Origin of the sequence: Bradyrhizobium sp. ISRA464, assembly GCF_029910095.1 — a bacterium.
Taxonomy (GTDB): Bacteria; Pseudomonadota; Alphaproteobacteria; order Rhizobiales; family Xanthobacteraceae; genus Bradyrhizobium.
Map to the genome: position 1 here is coordinate 6,065,831 of NZ_CP094526.1, position 22,987 is coordinate 6,088,817.

General features: G+C 63.3%; 21 protein-coding genes. 8 read left to right on the forward strand and 13 right to left on the reverse strand.

The genetic code is table 11. From position 1 onward, the window contains the following. Position 1: 1 nt before the first annotated feature. From MTX19_RS28505 to MTX19_RS28545, 9 genes are all read right to left on the reverse strand, one after another. Positions 2–457, reverse strand: coding sequence for a MaoC family dehydratase (locus tag MTX19_RS28505; protein WP_280972896.1), 456 nt, complete (start codon positions 455–457; stop codon positions 2–4). Next, positions 458–1,234, reverse strand: a complete 777-nt coding sequence (locus MTX19_RS28510) for an enoyl-CoA hydratase/isomerase family protein (RefSeq protein ID WP_280980356.1) — start codon at positions 1,232–1,234, stop codon at positions 458–460. Between the two features lie 15 nt (positions 1,235–1,249). Next, positions 1,250–2,455: a CoA transferase gene (locus MTX19_RS28515; RefSeq protein ID WP_280980357.1), complete on the reverse strand. Its 1,206-nt coding sequence runs from the start codon at positions 2,453–2,455 to the stop codon at positions 1,250–1,252. 27 nt (positions 2,456–2,482) lie between these two features. Beyond that, positions 2,483–3,199, reverse strand: a complete 717-nt coding sequence (locus MTX19_RS28520; RefSeq protein ID WP_280980358.1) for an ABC transporter ATP-binding protein — start codon at positions 3,197–3,199, stop codon at positions 2,483–2,485. Then, a complete protein-coding gene (locus tag MTX19_RS28525) occupies positions 3,196–3,954 on the reverse strand; it encodes an ABC transporter ATP-binding protein (protein ID WP_280980359.1) in 759 nt (252 codons plus the stop codon). The genes MTX19_RS28520 and MTX19_RS28525 overlap by 4 nt, the downstream gene beginning before the upstream one ends. A 2-nt stretch (positions 3,955–3,956) precedes the next feature. Further along, positions 3,957–4,736, reverse strand: coding sequence for an SDR family oxidoreductase (locus tag MTX19_RS28530; RefSeq protein ID WP_280980360.1), 780 nt, complete (start codon positions 4,734–4,736; stop codon positions 3,957–3,959). Continuing rightward, positions 4,733–5,761: a branched-chain amino acid ABC transporter permease gene (locus MTX19_RS28535; RefSeq protein WP_280985581.1), complete on the reverse strand. Its 1,029-nt coding sequence runs from the start codon at positions 5,759–5,761 to the stop codon at positions 4,733–4,735. Before MTX19_RS28535 ends, MTX19_RS28530 begins: the two co-directional genes overlap by 4 nt. Then, positions 5,758–6,660 (reverse strand): branched-chain amino acid ABC transporter permease, encoded by a 903-nt coding sequence (locus MTX19_RS28540; protein WP_280980362.1) that lies wholly within the window; start codon positions 6,658–6,660, stop codon positions 5,758–5,760. Before MTX19_RS28540 ends, MTX19_RS28535 begins: the two co-directional genes overlap by 4 nt. A 96-nt stretch (positions 6,661–6,756) precedes the next feature. Further along, positions 6,757–8,016, reverse strand: a complete 1,260-nt coding sequence (locus tag MTX19_RS28545) for an ABC transporter substrate-binding protein (RefSeq protein WP_280980363.1) — start codon at positions 8,014–8,016, stop codon at positions 6,757–6,759. 170 nt (positions 8,017–8,186) lie between these two features. Between MTX19_RS28545 and MTX19_RS28550 the strand changes: the two genes are divergently transcribed. The 6 genes from MTX19_RS28550 (at position 8,187) to MTX19_RS28575 (ending at position 14,529) form a co-directional block, all read left to right on the forward strand. Beyond that, positions 8,187–9,683: an AMP-binding protein gene (locus tag MTX19_RS28550; RefSeq protein WP_280980364.1), complete on the forward strand. Its 1,497-nt coding sequence runs from the start codon at positions 8,187–8,189 to the stop codon at positions 9,681–9,683. Continuing rightward, positions 9,680–10,324 (forward strand): TetR/AcrR family transcriptional regulator, encoded by a 645-nt coding sequence (locus MTX19_RS28555; protein ID WP_280980365.1) that lies wholly within the window; start codon positions 9,680–9,682, stop codon positions 10,322–10,324. The genes MTX19_RS28550 and MTX19_RS28555 overlap by 4 nt, the downstream gene beginning before the upstream one ends. Then, positions 10,321–11,094 carry an SDR family oxidoreductase gene (locus MTX19_RS28560; RefSeq protein ID WP_280980366.1) on the forward strand — a complete coding sequence of 258 codons (774 nt, stop codon included), beginning with the start codon at positions 10,321–10,323 and terminating at the stop codon, positions 11,092–11,094. The genes MTX19_RS28555 and MTX19_RS28560 overlap by 4 nt, the downstream gene beginning before the upstream one ends. 12 nt (positions 11,095–11,106) lie before the next feature. After that, positions 11,107–13,017, forward strand: coding sequence for an NAD(P)/FAD-dependent oxidoreductase (locus MTX19_RS28565; protein ID WP_280980367.1), 1,911 nt, complete (start codon positions 11,107–11,109; stop codon positions 13,015–13,017). Between the two features lie 519 nt (positions 13,018–13,536). Beyond that, positions 13,537–14,166, forward strand: a complete 630-nt coding sequence (locus tag MTX19_RS28570) for a DsbA family protein (RefSeq protein ID WP_280984901.1) — start codon at positions 13,537–13,539, stop codon at positions 14,164–14,166. 90 nt (positions 14,167–14,256) lie between these two features. After that, on the forward strand, positions 14,257–14,529 hold the full coding sequence (locus MTX19_RS28575; RefSeq protein WP_280980368.1) for a hypothetical protein: 273 nt from the start codon (positions 14,257–14,259) through the stop codon (positions 14,527–14,529). 3 nt (positions 14,530–14,532) lie between these two features. On the opposite strand, the gene MTX19_RS28580 is transcribed toward MTX19_RS28575, so the two are convergent. Both MTX19_RS28580 and MTX19_RS28585 read right to left on the reverse strand, forming a co-directional pair. Beyond that, entirely contained in the window at positions 14,533–15,543 is a 1,011-nt protein-coding gene (locus MTX19_RS28580) for a glutathione S-transferase N-terminal domain-containing protein (protein WP_280980369.1), read from the reverse strand. After that, entirely contained in the window at positions 15,536–15,763 is a 228-nt protein-coding gene (locus MTX19_RS28585; RefSeq protein ID WP_280980370.1) for a M81 family metallopeptidase, read from the reverse strand. Before MTX19_RS28585 ends, MTX19_RS28580 begins: the two co-directional genes overlap by 8 nt. A gap of 186 nt (positions 15,764–15,949) precedes the next feature. Here MTX19_RS28585 and MTX19_RS28590 point away from each other — a divergent pair, with 186 nt between their 5' ends. Continuing rightward, entirely contained in the window at positions 15,950–16,744 is a 795-nt protein-coding gene (locus tag MTX19_RS28590; RefSeq protein WP_280980371.1) for a class II aldolase/adducin family protein, read from the forward strand. Positions 16,745–16,985: 241 nt separating this feature from the next. Next, a protein-coding gene (locus MTX19_RS28595) for an IS630 family transposase (RefSeq protein ID WP_280979624.1) occupies positions 16,986–18,052 on the forward strand; the annotation gives its coding sequence in 2 pieces (ribosomal slippage) (positions 16,986–17,472 and positions 17,472–18,052; 1,068 coding nt in all). 993 nt (positions 18,053–19,045) lie between these two features. Here the strand turns inward: MTX19_RS28595 and MTX19_RS28600 are convergent. Both MTX19_RS28600 and MTX19_RS28605 read right to left on the reverse strand, forming a co-directional pair. Next, positions 19,046–20,359, reverse strand: coding sequence for a chloride channel protein (locus MTX19_RS28600; protein ID WP_280980372.1), 1,314 nt, complete (start codon positions 20,357–20,359; stop codon positions 19,046–19,048). Positions 20,360–20,760: 401 nt separating this feature from the next. Beyond that, positions 20,761–22,983 (reverse strand): carboxypeptidase-like regulatory domain-containing protein, encoded by a 2,223-nt coding sequence (locus MTX19_RS28605; RefSeq protein WP_280980373.1) that lies wholly within the window; start codon positions 22,981–22,983, stop codon positions 20,761–20,763. Positions 22,984–22,987 lie beyond the last annotated feature (4 nt).

Genomic DNA, 22,987 nt, shown 5'->3' on the forward strand with positions numbered 1-22,987 from the left:
CTCAGGCCTTCGGTTTGCAATGCATCAGGCCGGTACGACGGCAGCTCGCCACCACCTCGCCGCGCTGATTGGTCATGGTGTGCTCGAACTCGACTAGGCCCTGGTTCGGCCGCGACTTGCTGGCGCGCTTGCCGATGATCTTGGTGTGCGCCTTCAGCGTGTCGCCGTGGAAGACGGGCTTGGGAAACTTGACGTCGGTCATACCGAGATTGCCGACCGTGGTTCCCAGCGTCGTGTCGTACACGCTCATGCCGATCATGATGCCGAGCGTGTAGAGGCTGTTGAACAGCCGCTGCCCAAACTCGGTCTTCTCGGAGAAATGCGCATCGAGGTGCAACGGCTGCGGGTTCATGGTCAGCAGGCTGAACATGGTGTTGTCCATCTCCGTCACGGTCCGGCTGAACTCGTGATGGAACTCCTGCCCGACCTCGAACTCTTCGAAATACAATCCGGCCATTTACCGTCCCTTGTAGTTGGGCGTCCGCTTCTCGACGAACGCATTCAGTCCTTCCTGACAATCCTCGGTCGACGCGACGACGACGAAGCTTTCCGCCGTGTTCTCGACCGACCGGCGGAAATCCGCATCGACCGCGCGCATGAAGGCGTCACGGCCGATCTTCATCACGATCGGCGACTTCGTCGCAAACTTGCGCGCGATCTCGCGGGCGCGATCGAGCGCCGTGCCTTTCGGCACGACTTCGCTGAGCAGGCCCATGCGATAGGCGGTGGCTGCATCGAAGGGCTCGCCGAGGAACAAGGGGGCGAAGGCGTGGTGCTTTCCGACCAGCCGCGGCAGCTGCACGAAGTGGATCGCCGGGATCAGGCCGACGTCGATCTCGGGATAGCCGAAGGTCGAGCCGTCACCGGCGATGATCATGTCGCAGGAAATCGCGATCGTCATGCCGCCGGCCCGCACCGCGCCATCGACAGCCGCAATCGTCGGCTTGCCCATGCGGTACTGCATGTCATTCAGCGCGAAGTAGAGACGCTCCAGGAACGTCTTGGTCTCGATCGCAGGCTTGCCCCTGACGATGTCGAGATCGAGGCCGGCGCAGAACACCTTATGGGCGCTGCCGATGATGACGGCGCGGACAGTCTCATCATCGCGCGCCTTGGCCAGCGCCGCCAGCAACGCGTCGATCAAGGGCAGGCTGAGCGCATTGACCGGCCCGCGATCCAGCATGATTTCGGCGATTTGGTCTCTCACCGAGTAGCGTACGAGATCTGTACTCATGAATGCTTGCCTTCGTTATTTCTTGGCCTGCCGCACGGCGCCAGATTGCAGCAGCCGGTCGATCGCGGCAGGCGCAAAGCCGGCCTCGACAAGCACTGCATGGCTGTCCTGCCCGACATCCGGCGCGGGACAGAGCCGATCCTCGGACAGGCTCGCGATCCCCGGCGTCCGCGGCGTGTAGACCGGGCCGACGCCGGGCGTATCCTGGCACACCGACGCTTTGGTCGCCTCGACATGGGCGTTGCGCAACCATTCGCCCGGATTGAGGATGCGCTCTGCGATGATATCGGCGCCATGCAGCCGCGTCAGCCAAGCCTCCGTCGGCTGGGTCAGAAAGACCTCTCGCAACTGCGGGATCAGCGCGTCGGCCGCATCGGCGCGCCGGGCGAAATCGGCGAAGCGTGGATCGCTGGCGAGATCCTCGCGGCCGACCGCTGCGCACAGGCGCTTGTACTGCGGCTCGTTTACCAGCGTCACCATCATCCAGCCGTCCCGCGTCTGATAGGTGCCGGCCGGCACATTGAGCGCGCGCGGCGCGCCGCCTTCGAGGATGAACTCGGCCACTTTGTGACCGAGCAGCGCCGCCGTCGACTGGCATAGATTGACGTCGATCCAGCGGCCAGTGCCGACGGTCGCACGCGCGAACAGGGTCGTGGCAATTGCCTGAAAGGAATAGACGCCGGTGACGACGTCGGAGATCGTGGTGCCAACCCGATGCGGCACGCCATCGGTGCCGACATTAACGGAGACCAGCCCCGAAAATGCCTGAGCCACCGAATCCGAACCGGGCCGCTTGGCATACGGCCCGCTCTGCCCGAAGCCGCTGACCGACAGATAGACTAGGCCGGGATTGTCGCACGACAGGCTCTCATAGCCGAGCCCGAGCCGCTCGGCGACGCCGGGCCGGAATCCCTCGATCAGAACGTCCGCTTCCTTCGCCAGCCGCTGCGCGATCGCAATGCCGTCCTTGTGCTTCATGTCCAGGCACAGGCTGCGCTTGCCGCGGTTATAGACGGCCGACAGAGTGGTATGATTGCCGTAGGTCGTCCCGAGATAGCGCGACCAGTCGCCCTCGGGCGGCTCCACCTTGATGACATCGGCGCCATAGACCCCGAGCAGCATCGCGCAATAGGGCGACGCGATGCCCTGCCCGAAATCCAGCACCTTCAAGCCCCGATAGGGCGCCTCATGCGTCGGCGTCAGCTTGCGTTCGCCCGCCATTTATCCTCCCACAGCTTGCGAAGGGCCTTACAGCGCGAGATAGCGCTGCCGAATATTGTCGTTGGCCTTGAGCTCTTCGATGGAGGATGTGTAGACGATCTGGCCCTTGTCGATAACCGTCGCGTGGCTCGCAAGGCCAAGGCAAAAATGCATGTTTTGCTCGGCGATCAATACCGTGGCACCAGCGCCGCGGAGCTGCCGCAACAGGTCGCCGATTCGCTGCACGATGATCGGCGCCAGCCCCTCGCTCGGCTCGTCCAGCAACAGGAGCACCGGATTGCCCATTAGCGTGCGGGCGATCGCCAGCATCTGCTGCTCGCCGCCGGACAGCCGGCCGGCGATCCGGTGCCGCAGCGGCTCCAGCAGCGGAAACACATCATAGACGCGACGGATCGACCATTCGTCCTCGCCGTTCGGCCCTCTCTTCTGGCCGATGACGAGGTTGTCCTCGACCGTATGCTCGGGAAAGATCTGGCGGTCTTCCGGCACGAAGCCGAGCCCGGCCCGCGCGATGTGATGCGGCTTCATCCCCGACACCACATTGCCGCGCAAGGTCACCCTGCCGCGGCGCGCAGGCGCCAGTCCCATGATCGCCTTCATGGTCGTCGACTTGCCGGCGCCGTTGCGTCCCAACAGCGCCATGGTCTCGCCCTGCCGCACCGACAGGCCGACGCCGAACAGGATCTGGCTGGTGCCGTAGTAGACGTCGAGGTCCTCGACCTGCACCACCGGCTGCGCGCTCATGCGACAGCTCCCGCATGGTCTTCGCTGCCGAGATAGGCCTCGATCACAGCATCGTTCCGGCGGATCGCGTCCGGCGTGCCGGTCGCCAGAATCCGGCCGTAGCACAGCACGACGATCTCGGGTGCGATCTTGAACACGATGTCCATGTCGTGCTCGATGAACACGACCGTGATCTTCTGCTTCTCCCAGAGCTCGCGCACCTTGTCGATCATGCGCCAGCGCTCTTCGGGGCCCATGCCTGCGGTCGGCTCGTCAAGCAGCAGCACCTTCGGTTCGAGCACCAGCGCGAGCGCGATATCGAGCAGCTTCTGGTCGCCGTGCGATAGCGTGGCGGCGGTTCTGTTGCGCTTGTTGACGAGGCCGAGCAGCTCCATGGCATGCTCGGCGCGGTCCCGCGTCTCGGCCAAAGGAAAGCGGCGATGCATCACGCCGGCCCGGCGTTGGTCGGCGCAGACCGCGGCCAGCATCGTCTCCTCCACCGTCAGCGACGGGAAGATGCTCGCAACCTGAAAGGCGCGGCCGATGCCGTGACGCACGATCTCGGGCGGCGCCTTGCCCGCCATGTCGACACCATTGAGCAGGATCTGGCCGGCATCCGGCCTCAGCGCGCCTGTGATCATGTTGAAGAACGTGCTCTTGCCGGCGCCGTTCGGACCGATCACGGCGGTGAGCGACCCGTCGGCAAAGTCGAGCGAGACGTTGTCGGTTGCCTTGACGCCGCCAAAGGATTTCGAGAGGGAGCGGATCTCCAGCATGGTCAGCCGTTCGCCTCCCGCAAGCCGCCATAGGTGCTCCACGAGGTGGCGGCGAGCCAGCCGCAATCGACCGGAACGTTGGCGCCGGTCATGGCCGACGCGGCACTCGATGCAAGGAATGCGACCACACGGCCGATCTCCGCAGGATCGACCAGACGACGCAAGGCCGCATTGGCCGCCAGGGCGGAGACATCCCGCTCCCCGCGATCGATCGCATTCTTCAACGCCGGTGTGAGCGTGTAGCCGGGAGACACCGCGTTGACGCGAATGCCGGACGGCCCCCACTCGGCCGCCAGACATTCCGTGATCGCGATCACGGCGGCCTTGGCTGGCGCATAGGCGTGCAGCGGCATCGACCGCATGCCGGCGATCGAGGCGATGTTGACGATGCTGCCGCGCTTGCGCGCGATCATCTGCCGCGCAAAGGCGACGCAGGCGACGTAGGTGCCGCGCTGGTCGACGCGCACGACATCGTCCCATGAGGTCATCGGCAGCTCGTGCGGCCGAACCGGCACCTGGATGATCCCGGCGCTGTTGACCAGCACGTCGACCGGACCGCAGTCCCGCTCGACCGCGGCCGCACAGGCCTCGACGCTGCGCTCGTCCGCGACATCGGTGGCAAACGCCTTGCCGCCGACCTCGGCCGCAACCGCCTGAGCCTTCGTCATATCGCGGTCGACGACCGCCACCAGATCGCCTGACGCTGCAAGCTCACGGACGCACGCCGCGCCGATGCCGCTCGCGCCGCCGGTGACCACGCTGACCCGTCCCTTTGTCGTCATGGCGCGCGCTCCCCGGTTTCACTGCGACGATGGCCGTACCATTCGACGACGAAGTCCATCAGCCCCTTCCGCAGGCCGATGGCAAAGAACAGGATCACGATGCCCAGCACGATGCCGTGATATTCGGTCAGGCGGGTGACGGTGTCGTTGAGGATCAGCAGCAGCACCGTCCCCACCATCGGTCCGAGGAACGTGGTGACGCCGCCGAGCATGTTGATGAAGATGCCCTCGCCCGAGATCGTCCAGTAAGCGAATTCGGGATAGGCGCCGGAAACGAACAGCGCCATGATCATGCCGCCGGTCGACGCGAACAGCGCCGCAAGCACGAAGATCACCAGCTTCGCGCGCCAGACATTGATTCCGATGAAGCTCGCGCGCGTCGGGTTGTCGCGGATCATGCGCAGCGTATAACCGAATGGCGACTGCGCGATCTGGCGCATCAGCAGCAGGCCGATCACGAGCAACGCACAGCTCGCGATGTAGAGATGCAGGGGGTGCGACAGATCGATGCCGAGGAATGGCGGTCGCGGAATGCCGCCGCGCAGGCCCTGATCGCCACCGGTCAGCGATTGCCACGACAGGATGGTCGAATGGATCAGCATCTGGAATGCCAGTGTGACGAAGGCGAAATAGATCTCCTTCAGCCGCACGCAGATCGCGCCGATCACGGCGGCAACGACCAACGTCATCGCCAGAGTTGCAACAAAGGCCACCGGGATCGACACGCCGGTCTTCTGCATCATCAGGCCGAAGCCATAGGCGCCCAGGCCGAAGAACATGCCATGGCCGAACGAAATCATCCCGGTGTAGCCGACCAGCAGGTTGAGCGAGGTCGCAAACAGTCCATAGGCCGCGCAGCGGATCACGAAGTCGAGCAGTTGCTTGCTGCCGAAGATGGTCGGCAAGAGCGCCAGCACGACGAAGGCCGCGAGCGCGATCAGGATATCGCGAAAGCGTTGTGGCCTGGCATCGATGCGGGGCACCTTGACGACCCGAGCGCACTCACTGGCCTGCAATTCGGTCATGCGACCTCCTTGCCGAACAGGCCGGTTGGGCGCGACACCAGCACGATCACCATGAAGAGATACATCAGCCCTTCGGTGAACAGCGGAAAGCCGAGCGATCCGAATGAGCGGATCAGGCCGATCAGGAGTGCCCCGAGTAGCGCGCCCAGGATCGAGCCCATGCCGCCGATCACGGTGACGATGAAGGACTCTATCAGTACCGAGAACCCCATGCCCGGCGTCAACGAACGCACGGGCGCTGCCAGCGCGCCAGCCAACCCCGCCAGCATGCCGCCGAGCGCGAACACACCGCCATAGATCAGTCCGGTGTTGATGCCGAGTGCGGACACCATTCCCGGATTATGTGCCGCGGCGCGGATCACCTTGCCGATCCTGGTGCGCGCCAGCCCGAGCCCAAGAACCACGGCAGCAGCCAGCGCGACGCCGATCAGCAGCAGATAATATGGCGGCACCACGCCACCGGCGATGAACAGCGGCGCGACCTGGAATGCGGCCGGCATGCCCATCGATTTGAATTCCGGCCCCCAGATCATGCGGACGACGTCATCGAAGATCAGCACGAAAGCGTAGCAGACCAGGAGCTGCATCAGGACGTCGGCGCCGTAGACCCGGCTCATGAAGGCGCGTTCGAAGATCAGGCCAAGGATCGCCGTACCTACGGCGCCGCTCAGCATCGCCAGCGCAAAGCTGCCCGTGAGCTGGTAGGCGGTCATCGCGAAATAGGCGCCGAACATATAGAAGGCGCCGTGGCTGAAATTGACCACCTTGAGCACACCGAAGATCAGGGTGAGCCCGACGGCGACGAGAAACAGCAGCATGCCGATGATCAGGCCGCTGGTGGTTTGAGTCACCAGGCAAGCGGGACTGGCGAAACAACTGGCGAGCGCGTCGAGGTCCACGGGAAGTCATCCATTACGGCGGCCGCAACGCCGGCGCGCGACAAGCATCAGATGGCCGGCGGAGACAGCCCATCGCTGTCCCGCCTGGCATGCGGATCAGGTGTAACCCTTGCTCTTCTTCCACTCGGCCTCGAGTTCGAAGATGGTCTTCCAGTCACCGGCCTTCACGTCAGGCACGTAAGGCTCCTGCGGAATCGTGGTGCCCCACCCGATCGCATAGCCGACCAGCGTATGGTCGTCGGCGCGCATGGTGACTGTGCCATCGGCACCGAACGGACATTTGATGGTCAGTCCGGTCAGTGCTTCCGCGACCTTCTTGCCGTCCGTCGAATTCGCCTTCTTGACGGCCTCGTTGAGGAACATGACCGCCGTTGCGTTCTGCCAGGACCAGTTGGTCGGATACTCGTTGTACTTCGCCTTGTAGGCGTCGCCCCAGGCCGCATTCTCCGGTGTCGGCGGGAACGTCTTGATGTAGCGGTCGCCGGAGTGGATGCCCTTGGGCAGGTTCTTCACCACGGTGAGCGCGGTGTAGTCGGCCATATTGACCGCGAACACCTCCATCTGGGCGAACATGGCATAGATGTTGGCCTGGTCGATGTAGGAGGTGAGATCGCCGCCCCACAGGCAGGAATAGAGCGCCTGCGGCTTGGCTTGCAGGATCTTCGTGATCACGTCGGTGTAGTCGGGCTGGAACAGCTTTGGCCAGGATTCGCTGATGACCTCGACATCGGGCGCGAACTTCTTCAGATACAGCACGAACTCGCCGGTGGTGTCGCGGCCATAGGCATAATCAGGCGAGCAGGTCGCCCATTTCTTCAGGCCCTTGGCCTTTGCGATCGACGCCGCATAGCTGCCGCCGACGATCGAGTCGTGAATGCCCTGGCGGACGCAACGGAATGCATTCGGGATGTGCTGCTTGGGGTCGGCCGTCAGCGACGAGGCCTCCGAGCAGGTGTGGATGCAGAGCACGCCGAGATCGCGCGCCACCTCGTGAACTGCAAACGAGCCCGACGACGCCTCGCCATCGAGCAGCATCTCGCAGCCGTCGGTGTTGACGAGCTCGCGCGCGATGCGGGCGGCTTCCTGCGGCTGCCCCTTGGAATCGCGGATCACCATCTCGATCTGCCGGCCGGCGAGCCCGCCGGCCGCATTGACCTTCTCCACTTCCAGCAGCACCGCGTTTCGGGAGGAGGTTCCGAGCTGTGCCACCCGGCCCGACAGGATGGTCGGCATGCCGATCTTGATCGTCTTGGCCTGTGCGCGCGCCACCCATGGCGCAGCCAAGGTCGCCGCACCGGCGCCCATCAGCGCGAGAGTCGCACGCCGGCTGACGCCCGGTTTACGGGTTCTCTTCATTCTCCCCTCCCTGTCGGGTTCGCGTTCCCAAATCCCTGTTGGAGATCGTTCCGTCTCCGTGTCCACGATGTTTTCAGAGCAAGGGGGGTGACGTCAAGCCAAATATGAATTACGAGTCACAGTTCATTCAGGGAGAAAACCGGCCGGCAACCGGCCTTGTCGAGCGGCGAATGATCAATCTTTCCAGCTTCATCGCCTTTCATGCCAAGCGGACGCCGGATCGCTGTGCGCTGAAATATCGCGGCGAAGATATCTCCTATGCGAGCTTCGACCTGCGGATCAGGCAGGTCGGCGGCTGGCTGGCCGCACGCGGCATCGGTCCCGGCGACGTCGTCGCCGTCCTGATGAAGAACAGCGCGGCCTTTCTCGAACTGGTGTTCGCGGTAAGCCACATCGGCGCGGTGTTCCTGCCGATCAACTATCGCCTGTCGGCCGACGAGGTTGGCTACATCGTCGGCAATTCCGGCGCGCGCCTCCTGATCGCGGACGAGGAGCTTGCGGCGATCGCGGCCGGCGGCGCAGCCGTCGTGCTGCTCGACGAAGTCGCGCAATCCAGCATCACGAGCCTCGCGCCCGACATCGCGCCGGCGCCGATGCATGTGTGCCAGCCGCGCGACCTGATGCGGCTGATGTACACCTCTGGCACAACCGATCGCCCCAAGGGGGTGATGCTTACCTACGAGAACATCTACTGGAAATCCGCCGACCAGACGCTGGTGCTCGGATTGAATGCGGATACGCGACTGCTCGTTGTCGGTCCGCTCTATCATGTCGGCGCGCTCGACCTGCCCGGCATCGCCGTGCTCTGGCACGGCGGCATGCTGTGCATTCATCGCACCTTCGAGCCCGAACCGGCGCTCGCCGCGATTGAGCGAGAGCAGCTGAATGCCGCGTGGTTCGCGCCGGTCATGACCACCGCCCTGCTCACCTGCCCGAACCGTGAGCGCTACGACGTCTCCAGCCTGCAATGGGCGATCGGCGGCGGCGAAAAGACGCCGGAGGTGCGGATCCGCGCCTTCTCGGAGTATTTCAGGAATGCACGCTACATCGACGCCTACGGCCTCACCGAGAGCTGCGGCGGCGACACGTTCATGGAGCCGGGGCGCGAGATCGAGAAAATCGGCTCGACTGGCCGTGCTATCGCCCATGTCGAAATCGAAATCCGCGACGACGCCGGCAAGCGTGTGGCCGCTGGTCAGAACGGCGAGATCTGCCTGCGCGGTCCGAAGGTCACCCAAGGCTACTGGAAGGATCCGGAGAAGACGGCGTCCGCGTTCTTCGGCGATTGGTTCCGGACCGGCGATATCGGCTATCTCGACGAAGACGGCTTCCTGTATCTCACCGACCGCAAGAAGGACATGATCATTTCGGGCGGCGAGAATATCGCCTCCTCCGAGGTCGAGCGCGTCATCTATGAAATGCCTGAGGTGCGCGAGGTCGCCGTGGTCGGCCTCCCCGACGACCGCTGGGGCGAAAAGCCGGTTGCCATCGTGGTGCTCGCCGATGACGCAAGGCTCGACCTGCCCGCTCTTACTGACTACTGCCGTGCCCGGCTCGCCGGCTTCAAGGTGCCGAAGCAATTGATCATTCGCGACAGCCTGCCGCGCAACCCGTCCGGCAAGGTGCTCAAGCGCGTTCTCCGCACCGAACTCGAGGCCATCGCATGACGCAAGCCACATCCGCCAAGGTGACAAAGCTCAACCGGGTCGAGCGCAACGCCTGGACCAAGCAGAAGATCTTCGACGCCGCGACCAAGATCGTTGGCAAATACGGCTACGCCGAAGCATCCGTTGCCCGCATCACGGAAGCCGCCGGTGTCGCGCAAGGCACCTTCTACAATCACTTCGAGAACCGCCAGGAACTACTCGATCAATTGCTGCCGAAGATCGGCCTCGACATGGTTCGCTTCATCCGTGCCCGGACCGGGACTGCCGACGCTGCACGCCAGGAGATCGAGCGCTTCAGCGCATTCTTCGATTTCATCCGCGAGGTGCCGGAGTTCCTGCGCATCCTCAACGAGGCCGAGTTCTTCGCGCCAATCGGCTATCAGAAGCACTTCGACAACATCTCGAGCGCTTATGTGCGGATCCTCCAGCGTGCACGGGCTGCGGGAGCCACCAACACGTTCAGCGATGAGGAGTTCGAGGCCATCGTTCAGGTGTTGATGGGTGCGCGGGGCTATCTCAGCCGCCGTTACTCGTATTCCGAACGAGGCGTCACCGCGGTGCCCGATTACGTTATCTCCGCGTACCAGAAGCTGGTGACGCGCGGCCTGTTCGCCGCCAGCGGCAAGGAACGAAAGTCGTGAGCGCTGACGGCACCATCCTCGTCACCGGCGGCAGCCGTGGCATCGGCGCGGCGACCGCGTCCCTGCTTGCTGATCAGGGCCATCACGTCGTCATCGTCGACATCGCACCCGAGCCGCTGGTCGGAACCACGGTCATCCTTTGGCCGGCGCCGTTCGACGTCGCGAGTGAAAGTGCCGTCGTCGCCGGCGTCGCCGATATCGAGAAGGCGCACGGTCCGATCACGGGCCTCGTCAACGCCGCCGGCGTGTTCGGCAAGATGCATTCGATCGAGCGGGTGCGGATGGAGCAATGGGACCACGAGGTCAACATCGACCTGCGCGGCACGTTCCTGGTCGCGCGCAGCGTCGGCGTCGGTATGGCGAAGCGGCGACACGGTGCGATCGTCAACGTCGCCTCGGTCGCCGGCATGACCTCGGGACCGATCCATGCCTATACGGCGGCGAAGGCCGGCGTCATCCAGATCACACAGACACTCGCCGCCGAATGGGGCCGCGTCGGCATCCGCGTCAACGCGGTGTCGCCCGGCTTCACCCGCACCGCGGCGCTCGAGGCCGGCATCGCATCGGGCGCCCTGAACAAGGACATGCTCGCGCGCCCGACCGCCATGAACCGGCTGGTCGAGCCGATGGAGGTAGCGCAGGCGATCGTCTGGCTGCTCTCGCCCCTGAGCAGCGGCCTCACCGGCATCAACCTGCCGGTCGACGCCGGCTACATCGCGGGCACCACCTGGGCGGCCTATGGCGGCCTGCCGGACGCGCCGGTCAGCTAGGAACAACAACGCATGAACATCGAGCTTCCGCGCAAGACCCTCGATCTGTCCTCCGCCATCGCGGAAGGCGATATCCGCGTGCTGCTGATGGTGCTGGTGCACATGACCGGCGACGAGAAGTGGCTGGAGCCTCCCTACAAGCCGAAGCGCGACGTCCGCCTGATCCCCGATCCCGATGCCGGCGTGCCGAGGGAGATCCAGGATGAGATCCGTGCGGCCGTGCTCAATCTGTTCGCGCACGGTACACCCAAGCCCATCATCAGCGATCCCGGCGACGAACTGATGCTGAGGATGATGCGGGCAACGCTTGGTGAAAACGTTGCGGCGGAATATGCGCCGTTGATGCGCGAAGAGATGGGCTTCATCCCCCGCGACGCGCGCTGGCAAAAGCGCCCCTCCGACGAGACGTTGGCGCGGCAGCATGTGCTGATCGTCGGCGCCGGCGTCTGCGCGATTGCGCTCGGTGTCGCGCTCGGACGGCTCGGCATCCCCTACACGATCGTCGAGAAGGAAGACGAGATCGGCGGCACCTGGTACGTCAACCGCTATCCCGGTTGCGGCGTCGATACGCCGAACCACTCCTATTCCTTCTCCTTCGGCGCACGCAATCCATGGACGCGCTATTTCGCGCAGCGCCAGGAGTTGCTGGACTATCTGCTCAAGGTCGTGCGCGAATATGGCATCCGCAAGAACGTCCGCCTCAACACCGAGCTCGTCGCCGCGCGCTGGGATGAGGGCAAACGGCGCTGGATCTCGACCCTCAAGACACACAACGGTGAAGAGACTTTCGAGTCGACCGCGCTGGTCAGCGCGATCGGCCAGCTCAACGATCCCTCGCCGGCCCGCTTCAGAGGAGACGAGGATTTCAAGGGCCTGACGGTTCATTCGTCGCTGTGGTCCGACGACATCAAGCTCGACGGCAAGCATGTCGCGGTGATCGGCACCGGCGCGACCGCGATGCAGCTCGTGCCGTCAATTGCCGATCGTGTCGCCTCGGTGACCGTCTATCAGCGCACCGCGCAGTGGGCGCGCCCGGTGAAGGGCTATTCCGATCCGATCACCGACGGCGCGCAATGGCTGCTCGCGCATCTGCCGTTCTATGTGCAGTGGTACCGCTTCAACATGTTCTGGCGCTACGGCGACGGTTTGCTGCCATTCCTGCGCAAGGATCCGGCCTGGCCGCATCCGGACCGCGCCGTCAACAAGGGCAACGATCGGCATCGGCAGGAACTGACCGATTTCATCCTGTCGGAATTGAAGGATCGCCCCGACCTGATCGAGAAATGCGTGCCGACCTACCCGCCCTACGGCAAGCGCATCCTGCTCGACAACAACTGGTTCAAGACGCTGACCAAGCCGAACGTCGAACTCGTCACCGACACGATCGACCACTTCGCACCGGAAGGCATCGTCACCGCCGACGGCAGGCTGCGGCCGCACGACATCATCGTGATCTCGACCGGCTTCAAGGTCTCCGAGATGGCCGCGCGACTGAACATCACCGGGCGCGACGGCAAGAACCTCAAGCAGGTCTGGCGCGACGACAATCCGACCGCATATCTCGGACTCACCGTGCCGGACTTTCCCAATCTCTTCCTGATGCTCGGACCCAACTCCGGACCCGCGCACGGCGGCAGCGTGATCTTCCAGTCCGAATGCCAGAGCCGCTACATCTCCGCCTGTCTGGTCGAGATGATCGAGAACGACATCGCGGCGATCGACGTGCATCCTGACGCGCATGATCAGTATGTCCGCGAGGTCGACGCCGAGCATGAGCAGTTGATCTGGACGCATCCGGGCATGACGACCTACTACCGCAACAGCCGAGGGCGGGTGTTCTCGGCGATGCCGTGGCGATTCGTCGACTACTGGAGAATGACCCACGATCCGGATTTCAGCCAATATCGCCAGACCAGAGCCTGACAGGGAACCTGACCTGAATCGCCTTCTCCTTAACTTGACAGGTCGCGATATCTGCCGCAGCATTTGCGCAATGCACCTGTTGAGGTGACGGAGCGAGTGCTCCCCACGTCGCAGGAAATGACGGCGGATCATATGGTCTGCCGGCACGCAGTAGAAGCGGACAGATGTCCGTCGGACCACCCTTGGAGAGGAGCATGACGCCACCGGCGAAAGCCAGCGACCTTGCTCAGCGGCAAGGTCTCGGCGCACGTTGAAGCGAACAGCAGCTGCTAGCTACGTCGCGCCGCCGACAATCTGAACATATCCGCAGGACAGGAGCGCAAAGGCCAAGCGCTTTGGGTCCCGAAATACTACTGGTGTGTACCAGATATCCTTCGCTAAAACGAAGTTGCAGGGCCCCGCGATGCTTGAATGCACCGGGGCCCGTTCGTTTGCGCTCTCCCGTCCGGGATCGCCACCTCGCATTTGCGTCGTTGCTTCCGATCGGGAACAATCGCCCTGAGCAAGCGAGGATCGATGATGGAAAAGCCGCGGGTACGCATCTACACCGACTACAAGAGTCCGTATGCCTACGTCGCCAACAAGCGACTGTTCGAGCTCGAGGAGAAATACGGCGCTGAACTGGAATGGCTTCCGTACACCCTGCGCATTCCCGAATTCATGGGCACGGTCGAGGAGCGGACGCCGCATTTCTGGCGCAAGGTGCGCTACTCCTATATGGACGCGCGGCGCTTCGCCAACGCACAAGGCCTCATCATGAAGGGCCCGCGCCGAATCTACGACGCGTTCTATTCCAGCGCCGGAATGCTGTTCGCGCAGCGCCATGGATTGTTCCGGCCGTACCACGACACGGTGTTCCGGCGGTTCTGGAACCATGAGCTGGAGATCGACGACCTAGCCGAGATTGCCGGCGTGATTTCCTCGATTGGCGGCTCCGCCGGCGACTTCGAGGCCTATGTCCGCGGGCCCGCCCGCGCGGAGCACGACCGCATCATCGACGAGGCCGAAGCGCTCGGCGTGTTCGGAGTTCCGAGCATGGTGTTCAATGGCGAACTGTTCTGGGGCGGCGACCGCATCGATATGCTGATCGAACGGATCGAACGCCCGGAGACAATCGCGATCGCACTCGGAAGCCGGCATCGCAAGTAGACTCAGCTGGGAACACCGACCGCGCTCGTTTCGAATCTGTTTACCCTCTTTGACTAGCCTCGCCGGCGACGTGAGCATCGAGAGCCGGGCATGTTCAAGGAAGGCCTCCCGATTTCCTATGATGCGCCAGCCGACCTGAAGAAGTGGCCTTCTCTCAGGAACGAGCGGATCGCCAGCAAGGCGCCCTACCTGGTCTACAACGGCACGCTGGCGGACTGCATCCGGCTGCTGCTGGCCAAACCGGTCAACCAGATTTCGCTCTACGACATCGTGACCGAGCGCCAGGTGGCGTTCGACAGCAATGTGCTGTCCCCCGCCGACGCAGCCGAGATCGCGCTGCGCAAGGACTTTCCGAAGGCTTGACGATCACCCTCCGTCCAGGACGGCCCAGCAGCCGGTGCGCTCGAGTACGCCCCTCAAGGCGGCACGATCGGCGCCGTCGAGCGCGGCGAACTTCGCGCGAAGCTGCTGCAGGCACTTGACCTGATATTTGAACGGCGCCAGCGCGTAAGACAGGCCCCAGACGTTGATCTCGAGCCGGTCGAGTCCTTTCGCGTGGGCATCCGCATTGGCGACCAGGAACGGCAAATAGAGCTCGCCGGCGATCCGCAGCAGCGCTTCGGCGAACCCGCCGAGCGCCTGCTCACGCGAATACCACGCTCCTTCGACGCCGGACGCGTCATCGAGCCGCCGCACCCAATGATCGGTGAACGGCGCCCGCTGCCGCATGATCCGCATCGGCGTGGGATCCGTCGCCATCTCGCTCAGTTGTCCGAACCAGGCAAAATCCGCCAGCGACGGCCGGCTGCCGAACAGATAATTCGTCATGCCGACATGTGGCTCGAAGGCCGCGAGGATGCGGCGGTGGCTCTCTTCCAGAAGCGGCTTGTTCTCGGCGGTCGCGCCGAGAATGACCATGCGCGAGATCTGCCGCTCGCGGAATTCCTCGATCTCCTCCGGGCTGCCGGTCTCGGCATCCGATGTCGACCATTCCTCGGCGGCCCAGCGCGAAACATAGGCCTGGTCCTCCGGATCCCACCAACGATAGAGAAACAGCGGCTTCACCGCCCACTCGTCGGCGAGGTCCTCGAGCAGGTCGCAGACGAAGGCGACCGCCTTGTCGTCAGGGATCACCGAACGTCCCTGATGCCGCGCTTCCAGATCATGGGCGAGCGCCGTGGTCTCACCGCGATAGCTGCCGTCGGGATATTGCAGCACCGGGATCAGCATCGGCTTCAGATGCGCGGTCGCCTTGCGCAATGCCTTGGTCATGATGACCCAGTCATGCGGAATCCGTCGGTAACGCATCAGCGCGCGCAGCTTGATCGCATAGGGTGACGCGGTCGATCCGATCAGGCGATAGCGGCCGTCAGTCATGATATCGCTCCTCGCCGTCACACGGAAAAGCCCGGATTGCCGTAGGGATAGAACTGCGTGAGCCACCCATGTAGTTGGTGGGATCGGAGCGCAGCAACGCCTCGCCCTTGGCCGGCGAGCCCGGACAGATGAAGTCGTCGCGCGTGGTCTCGTTCGGCAGGAAGGAGACGGTTTCGTGGGAGAATTGCAGGACGGCGATACGTATCTTGCGATCGCTCATTTTGGGCGCCTCGGCTCTTTTCCTGCATACTGACATCGATCCCGGCGCGCGCCAATGGCGCATTCGGATTTTGCCCGCCAGACCTGCAAATAAGCTGACGAGGTCCGGCTTTCCCTCAGGCGAATTCTGCTATCTTTCCGTCCAATCAGCGGCCTCGGCCCGCTCCATTTCTTCAGGAGAGAACGCATGAACCCGCCCGTCAGTTCGCCTGCGATCAAGGTCGCCAAATCGGTTCGCGATCAGGTGAGCGCAGAGGAATGGCAGGCCCGCGTCGATCTCGCCGCTTGCTACCGGTTGACGGCGATGTACGGCATGACCGAGATGATCGCCAACCACATCTCCTGCCGCGTTCCCGGCACCACAGACCAATTCCTGATCAATCCCTACGGCATGCTCTACGAAGAAATCGACGCGTCCTGCCTGATCAGGGTGGACGTCGAGGGCAACACGCTGTTCAACGCAACAGACTATGACGTCAACGTCGCGGGCTTTGTCATTCACAGCGCCATCCACATGGCCAAGCACGACATCGACTGCGTCGCGCACACCCACACGCCGGCCGGCATGGCGGTCTCGGCGATGGAATGCGGCCTGCTGCCGATTGCGCAGACCTCGATGCGCTTCCTGCACATCGCCTATCACGACTTCGAAGGCATCGCCGACAATATCGACGAGCGTGAGCGGCTCGTCCGCGACCTCGACGACAACGAGGCGATGATCCTGCGCAACCACGGCCTGCTGGTCGTCGGCCGCTCCGTGCCGGCCGCATTCAACGTGCTGTTCCGCCTCGAACGCGCCTGCCAGACCCAGGTCATGGCCCTGTCCTGCAACACAAAGCTGGTCTATCCGCCGCAGAACATCCTCGAAGACACCTATGAGCGGATGCTGCCCAAGCCCGGCCGTGCCGCGCGCAACGGCGAGCTCGCCTGGCCCGCTTTGCTGCGCAAGCTCGACCGCGTGGATCCCTCGTTCCGGAATTGAGGTCCGGCGTTCCTCTGCACGTATCAGTGAGTCTGTCCACGATGTCATCACCCGTGCATGCGGGTGATCCAGTACTCCAGTGACGCCGGGACTTGAACCGAGAGGCCGCGGCGTACTGGATGCCTCGCATGCGCGGAGCATGACGACTGATACCAACGGCCCCCGGATTTGACTCACATTTGGGATTCCCAAATCAGTGAGTTTCTGAATCGATGTTGCTGCGTAGACAGGAGCAATATCGATGGGGGCAGCGGTAGCGATTACGCGGCTTGATTTGACCGCGGGCGAGCTTCGGAAGGCGGCGCGCAGAGAGAAGAATAGTACGGTAGCGCGGCGGATATTGGCGCTTGCGCTTGTGCTGGAGGGCGCGGACCGCAAGAAGGCAGCCGAAAGTTGCGGGATGGATCGTCAGACCCTGCGGGACTGGGTGCATCGTTATAACGCCGAAGGCTTGGCGGGACTGCGGTCGCGCAAACCGACGGGACCGCGGTCGCGGCTGACGACAGAGCAGCAGGCCGAATTGGCCGCGTTGGTCGAGGCCGGTCCCGATCCTGAGCAGCATGGGGTCGTACGTTGGCGGCGGGTGGATTTGCGCGACGCGCTTGAGCGGCGGTTTGGCGTCAAACTGCACGAACGTTCGGTCGGCAAGGTTCTGGCCAAGCTCGGGTACCGCCGGCTCTCGGTGCGGCCGCGCCATCCGCAAGCCGATGAAGCGGCTCAGGAAGCGTTCAAAAAAACTTTGCTACGACCCTCACGACAACGCTCCCCGCTCACGCCCAAGGCAAGCCGATCGAAATCTGGTTCCAGGACGAGGCGCGGATCGGCCAGCAGGGCACGCTGACACGCGTGTGGGCCAAGCGTGGCTCACGGCCTCGCGCGCCGCGCGATCGACGTTACGATTGGGCTTATCTCTTCGGTGCCGCCTGTCCTCAACGTGGCGTCGCCGCGGGTCTTGTCATGCCGACGGCAAATGCAGAGGCGATGTCACTGCATTTGGAGGCAATCAGCCGCAAAGTTGCACCCGACGCACATGCCGTTCTCGTCTTCGACGGCGCCGGCTATCACAGTGCCGGCACCGTCCGAGCTCCGGAAAATATCACTCTGTTACAGCTGCCGCCTTATGCGCCCGAGCTCAATCCGATTGAAAACGTCTGGCAGTACCTGCGCGCCAACAAGCTCGCCATCACCGTCTTCGACGACTACGACGATATCGTCGCCAAGACCTGCGAAGCCTGGAACTTCTTCGCAAATGATCCAGATCGCATCGCCTCAATCACAAGCCGCACTTGGGCAACAGTCAATCCTTAGGGCCATTGGTATGAGAGGATATGGGTCCGCATTCTCGCGACATGATTTGTCCGAGTTTTTGCATTTCGTTCTGCCCTCTCATCGAGCAGAGGGCGCAGGGAAAGCCGGGTGCCGATCGCACCCATGGGTCCCGTGCAAATGGAAAGCACGGGAGATAGGACCACAGGTGAAACCGGAGCAATCCCGGCTTTCCCTGCGCGATGGGTTACGGCTTACTTCGTGCTCTCCCCGGCGAGACTTGGCTTTTTTGTCACCGTCTTCGCAAAGATGCGTTCCGCATCTTGCGAGGAGACACCTGCCACTGGGGCGTCGGAACCACACGACTTCACCGTCCGCCTTACGCGTGCTCGTCAGTCACACGCTCGGCGTCCACCGCATCTCGACCCAACACTCGTGACGATCGCGAAGCGCCCCTCAAGCGGGTGAGACAGAGGCATTAGACTGCTGAGTTGGGTCAAACGCGAAACGAAAAATTGCCCGTCGGGTTACTTTGTCGCAGGCGCCGTGCGACAAGGCGCTCTAAACTGCCCCGCATTTTCGGTTTTGATCTATCGCAAATGTTACCCGCCCATGCCGGCCAATTTTATATATAGTTCAATTCCACCATTGGAAGTTCGCGCCATGTTGACAGGAAAGGATTGCGAGAGGTACGCGGCAGAATACAAGCGTCTCTCCGAACAGTCCGGTCTTTCGCACGACTGCGTCGCAGTCATGAAGAACATCTCGCGAAGTCTCAAGGGGCTTGCGGGCCAGCTCGATCGCCTCGCAGCGCTACAACGACACGCGACACAGTCTGACGCTGGTGATCGCTGCCCACCTCTTCCGCCCGGATGAATTCCGACGCTAAGCACTCGCGCGCTCCCGAGCGAGAATCTCGCAATCCCGCTACGGCTAAGCGCGGCGTCGACCACCGACTTGGGCAGCATCCGATCCATCCCCGTGGGCCGACGTGCCGATGGTCATTGAAGCTTGGGCCTCAGCAGGAGCAGAAATTCAAGCTGGAGGCATCTTTGGCGCCGGTGAGGCCCGCTCGATGAAGCCCTTGGCGAGTGCGTGATAGACCCCCTCCTTGCAAATCAAGCGCGAACTGGCGTGAGCGATCAACGCAGCGGTCATCAGTGGCACGACCATCGCGTGGTTGTCGGTCATTTCAGTCACGATCACGAAGGCGGTAATGGGGGCCTGAACGACGCCTGCGAAATATGAAACCATGCCGAGCAGCATGATCGCGGCCAGCGGCGCACCGTGAAACAGCGCCGCGATGTTGGAGCCGATCCCTGCGCCCACCGCGAGCGAGGGGGAGAAGATGCCGCCCGGCATGCCGCTGATCGACGAAAACGTCGTCGCTAGGAACTTCAACACGCTGAAGCTCGACGACAACGGCGCTCCGCCTTCGAGAGCGGCTTTGACCTGCGAATATCCGGTGCCGTAGATCGCCCCGTCGGAGGCGAGACTGCAGATCGCAGCCGCCAATCCGCACACCGCGGCAAAGCCGACCGGGTAGCGCTTGATCGCCCTCCCCACCGGATTGGAGAACCCTTGCGCCATCATGATCAGGATGCGGCTGAAAAGACCTCCCGCGAGGCCTCCGACCACGCCGCAGACGGGGATGGCCATCCAGTCGATGCCGTTGCGCAAGCCCATCGCGCTGGTGCCGAAATAGGTGTAGTTGCCCATCAGTGCGAGCGAGGTGAGACCGGCAGCGATCACCGCGCCGATAATCAGGCTGCTGGTTCTCGTCTCGAACGCGCGGCTCATTTCCTCGATGCCGAATACGATTCCGGCCAGCGGAGTATTGAAGGCCGCCGCGACTCCGGCCGCGGCACCGGCAAGAATCAAGCCGGGTTGACGGCGCGGCGAGAAGCGGCCGATCGCGAACATGATCGAGGCGCCGATCTGAACGGTCGGCCCCTCGCGCCCGACCGACGCGCCACATAGCAGGCCCAACAGGGTCAGGATGATCTTGCCGGCTGCAATCCGCAGCGAGACCAGACCTTCGCGCGCGGTCTGATCTGTCAAATGGCGTGCCGCGATGGCCTGCGGAATTCCGCTGCCCTGGGCGTTTCGAAACAGGCGGTTGGTCAGGAATACCGACAGCGCAAATCCAGCCGGCGCCACCACAAGCGAGGCATATCGAAAATGCGACACCAGCGTGGAAAACGCAATCTGTGCCACATCGGCGAGCTGTGCGAGCGCGACAGCCGCAGCACCAACCGCAATGCCGCCCAGCAGGAAAATGGCCCGCCGTTGCCAACGCGCGGAGATGACTATGAACAGCCGCTTGTGGCGGTTGGATGGGAACGTCATGCTAGTGGTATTCTCGCTGATTTCACGGCCGAAACCGAGGGATCCTTACGCTTCATTCTTAGCGTGTCCCTCAAGACCCGTCGATGGGGCTTCTGGCTTGCGAACCTGCGAGGCTCAAGGAGCCTGGTCGGCAAGGCGCTGGCTCAAGCGAATGTATCTCCTGCTGTCGCTATCAACAGTTGTCGACTGCTCTCCGCGATAACGTTAGCGACACGCCAACCGATATCGAATTGCTACTCAGCTCTCATTTCGATCTTGTGTGGGCTGGTTCATAAAGCTGGCGTGCGCTGTCGCTGTAGCGATCCACATGTTCCGGTCGCCGATGGAAGCGACAATGCCGGCTCGATCCGCAATCCGGCCGCCACAACAACCTGCTTGCGCTCCGACCCACGCAAGCCACCCTAATGAGTCAGCGGGTCCGGACGTAACTGGAATTGTACCACCAGCGGGCTCGACCGCGTTGCCTCGGTCGCGCCTGGCGCTCCCGGATGAGGCGCATCAATACCCTCGATATGAACGGGTGTGCGGTTGCCGGAGCTCACCCAGAGAGCGCGGCCTTTCCAGCCCGCAGCGGGATCGTCGATCCGCCCGTCGATCTGCTTGGCGAAGAAGCCCATCGGATAGGGTACTCGCAATTCGACGATGTGGCCATTCACCAGCGCGTGCAGGGAGTCGGACTGATTGCCGGTGGCGATCGGCGTGTTCGCGCCGAGTCCCAGGATATCGTGCTGATCGACCCACAAGTAGTATGGGTTTTCGGCCGCACCTGTGTCGCCCTGCAACGGCGGGCCCGGCAGCGGGTAGAAGCTCCAGCCTTCCGGACATTTGTCGCCAGTCTCGGCGCCGGGACCGTTGAGCGGTCCTTTGCATTTGCGCCGATCGAAGCTGCCGATATGGCCGCTGTCGAGCGGCACCCACACGACGCCGTTGCGATCGACGTCCATACCGCGAATGCCGTAGCCGGGCAGCGGCACCTTGTAGACCTCCGCGAGCGCCGTGTCGGGTGGATTCGTTCCGGGATCGATGCGGATGATATAGCCGGGATGCGGCAGGCTCGAGCCCCAGACCGCGCCATCGAGCGGGCTCACGGAGATGCCGTAGAGCCCGAGCGCGATGCGCGTGTCCTTGGCGGCATCAACCGGCTGACCGGGCTCGTTATAGCCCTCGTCGCGCTTGCCGTTGCCGTTGGTGTCGACCACGAGCGCGCTCCAGCCCTGTGACGCCGCCGCGTCGCCGGACGCCCAGAATTTGTTCGTGTTCACCCAGCCGACGACGGCGTTCTTGCCCTGCGTATTGTTGCTGAACCAGAGTGTGTTGGCGTCGTCCTCGGCGAAGTTCAGGTGCTGGGTGCCGAAGCAGGTATCGATGAATGTGAACTTCCCGTTGCGGGGATCATACACCGTCACCTGCCGGGAGTTCTGACTGAACCCCTCGGGCCTCGTCGTCAGCGGATAGAGCTGTGCAGAGCGGAGCTGCGAGTCCTTGCCGCAATAGGCGGGGACCTCGATCGGCGGCCGTACCTGGGCAGTGAAATAGACGCGCCCTTCCCGATCCATCGCCGGCGAATGGGCGTTGACCTGACTGTCCCAAACCTGCTCGCGCCCGAAATAGGGCGAGGATGCGAACACCGGATTCGCCAGTGCCGAGCTCGGCGTATGTTCCGGCTCGCGGACCGGCACAGGGACGACACGCTTGAGGTTGGCCAGGGGATCGAGCACGGGCATCGTGTTGCTGGAAAGCTCGGTCGCACCATAAAGCGGTCCATTGGCATTCACGGTCGGCTGGCGCTTGTCGGTCGCCAGGAGGTCATGCAGATAATGTTTCGGATCGAGCCAGTCGCGCACCGTGACGACGAAGTTGCGCTCGATACCGGCCGGACGCGGCGGTGCGGCTTTCGGAAGCTCGCCCGCCTTGATGCGGTCGGTCCAGTCCGCGAGCGCAGCGAGGTGCCCGCCATCAGGCGTCAGCAACCGGCCCATGGTGTGTACCATCGTGGTCCCGCCGGGCCCCGACTGCAGGCGGCGCGCCCATGCGGCAATTCCGGATTGAAAATGATCGAAGGCCGGCGGCATCGTGCGCGTGGCATAATTTCCGATCTGATGACAGTTGCCGCAGCCGTTCGTCTTGATGACGTCGAGCCATTGATCGCGGGTCTTGAACTCAGTTGGAATGCCGTTGCCGTTCGGACCGGTGCCGGGAAACCTGTCGGTGCCGGGCGGCCTGAGCAGCGAGAACCAGTAGATCGCGGGATAGTACTGCGCCGCCGCGGCACGATCCGGCGCGATCACCGCATCAAGGTTTACGTGCTGCCCTCTCTCAGCCGCAACCCTCGGCGCGTCGACAAGACCATAGCCGCGGACCCAGAGCTGATAGTGCGCCTCTGGTAGATCCGGAATGACGAAGCGGCCCGCATCGTCGGTGACGACGATCTTGGCGAAGCGCGTGCCGAGATCCCTCGTCTCGGCGATCACCCAGACGCCGCCTTCCGGTCCGTTCGCACTCTTGACGACGCCGCCGACATCGTGCGCGCCGATTTCGACCGGAGCAGCCTCTTGTGTCGACGCCGGGCACACGAACGATTGAACGATCGCCAAGACTCCGAGCAACCCTGTCGGCAGTCTCATGGGC

Coding starts and splice junctions, on each gene's coding strand:
- MTX19_RS28505 (WP_280972896.1), bottom strand. CDS start 457: ATGGCCGGATTGTATTTCGAAGAGTTCGAGGTCGGGCAGGAGTTCCAT.
- MTX19_RS28510 (WP_280980356.1), bottom strand. CDS start 1,234: ATGAGTACAGATCTCGTACGCTACTCGGTGAGAGACCAAATCGCCGAA.
- MTX19_RS28515 (WP_280980357.1), bottom strand. CDS start 2,455: ATGGCGGGCGAACGCAAGCTGACGCCGACGCATGAGGCGCCCTATCGG.
- MTX19_RS28520 (WP_280980358.1), bottom strand. CDS start 3,199: ATGAGCGCGCAGCCGGTGGTGCAGGTCGAGGACCTCGACGTCTACTAC.
- MTX19_RS28525 (WP_280980359.1), bottom strand. CDS start 3,954: ATGCTGGAGATCCGCTCCCTCTCGAAATCCTTTGGCGGCGTCAAGGCA.
- MTX19_RS28530 (WP_280980360.1), bottom strand. CDS start 4,736: ATGACGACAAAGGGACGGGTCAGCGTGGTCACCGGCGGCGCGAGCGGC.
- MTX19_RS28535 (WP_280985581.1), bottom strand. CDS start 5,761: ATGACCGAATTGCAGGCCAGTGAGTGCGCTCGGGTCGTCAAGGTGCCC.
- MTX19_RS28545 (WP_280980363.1), bottom strand. CDS start 8,016: ATGAAGAGAACCCGTAAACCGGGCGTCAGCCGGCGTGCGACTCTCGCG.
- MTX19_RS28550 (WP_280980364.1), top strand. CDS start 8,187: ATGATCAATCTTTCCAGCTTCATCGCCTTTCATGCCAAGCGGACGCCG.
- MTX19_RS28555 (WP_280980365.1), top strand. CDS start 9,680: ATGACGCAAGCCACATCCGCCAAGGTGACAAAGCTCAACCGGGTCGAG.
- MTX19_RS28565 (WP_280980367.1), top strand. CDS start 11,107: ATGAACATCGAGCTTCCGCGCAAGACCCTCGATCTGTCCTCCGCCATC.
- MTX19_RS28570 (WP_280984901.1), top strand. CDS start 13,537: ATGGAAAAGCCGCGGGTACGCATCTACACCGACTACAAGAGTCCGTAT.
- MTX19_RS28575 (WP_280980368.1), top strand. CDS start 14,257: ATGTTCAAGGAAGGCCTCCCGATTTCCTATGATGCGCCAGCCGACCTG.
- MTX19_RS28580 (WP_280980369.1), bottom strand. CDS start 15,543: ATGACTGACGGCCGCTATCGCCTGATCGGATCGACCGCGTCACCCTAT.
- MTX19_RS28585 (WP_280980370.1), bottom strand. CDS start 15,763: ATGAGCGATCGCAAGATACGTATCGCCGTCCTGCAATTCTCCCACGAA.
- MTX19_RS28590 (WP_280980371.1), top strand. CDS start 15,950: ATGAACCCGCCCGTCAGTTCGCCTGCGATCAAGGTCGCCAAATCGGTT.
- MTX19_RS28600 (WP_280980372.1), bottom strand. CDS start 20,359: ATGACGTTCCCATCCAACCGCCACAAGCGGCTGTTCATAGTCATCTCC.
- MTX19_RS28605 (WP_280980373.1), bottom strand. CDS start 22,983: ATGAGACTGCCGACAGGGTTGCTCGGAGTCTTGGCGATCGTTCAATCG.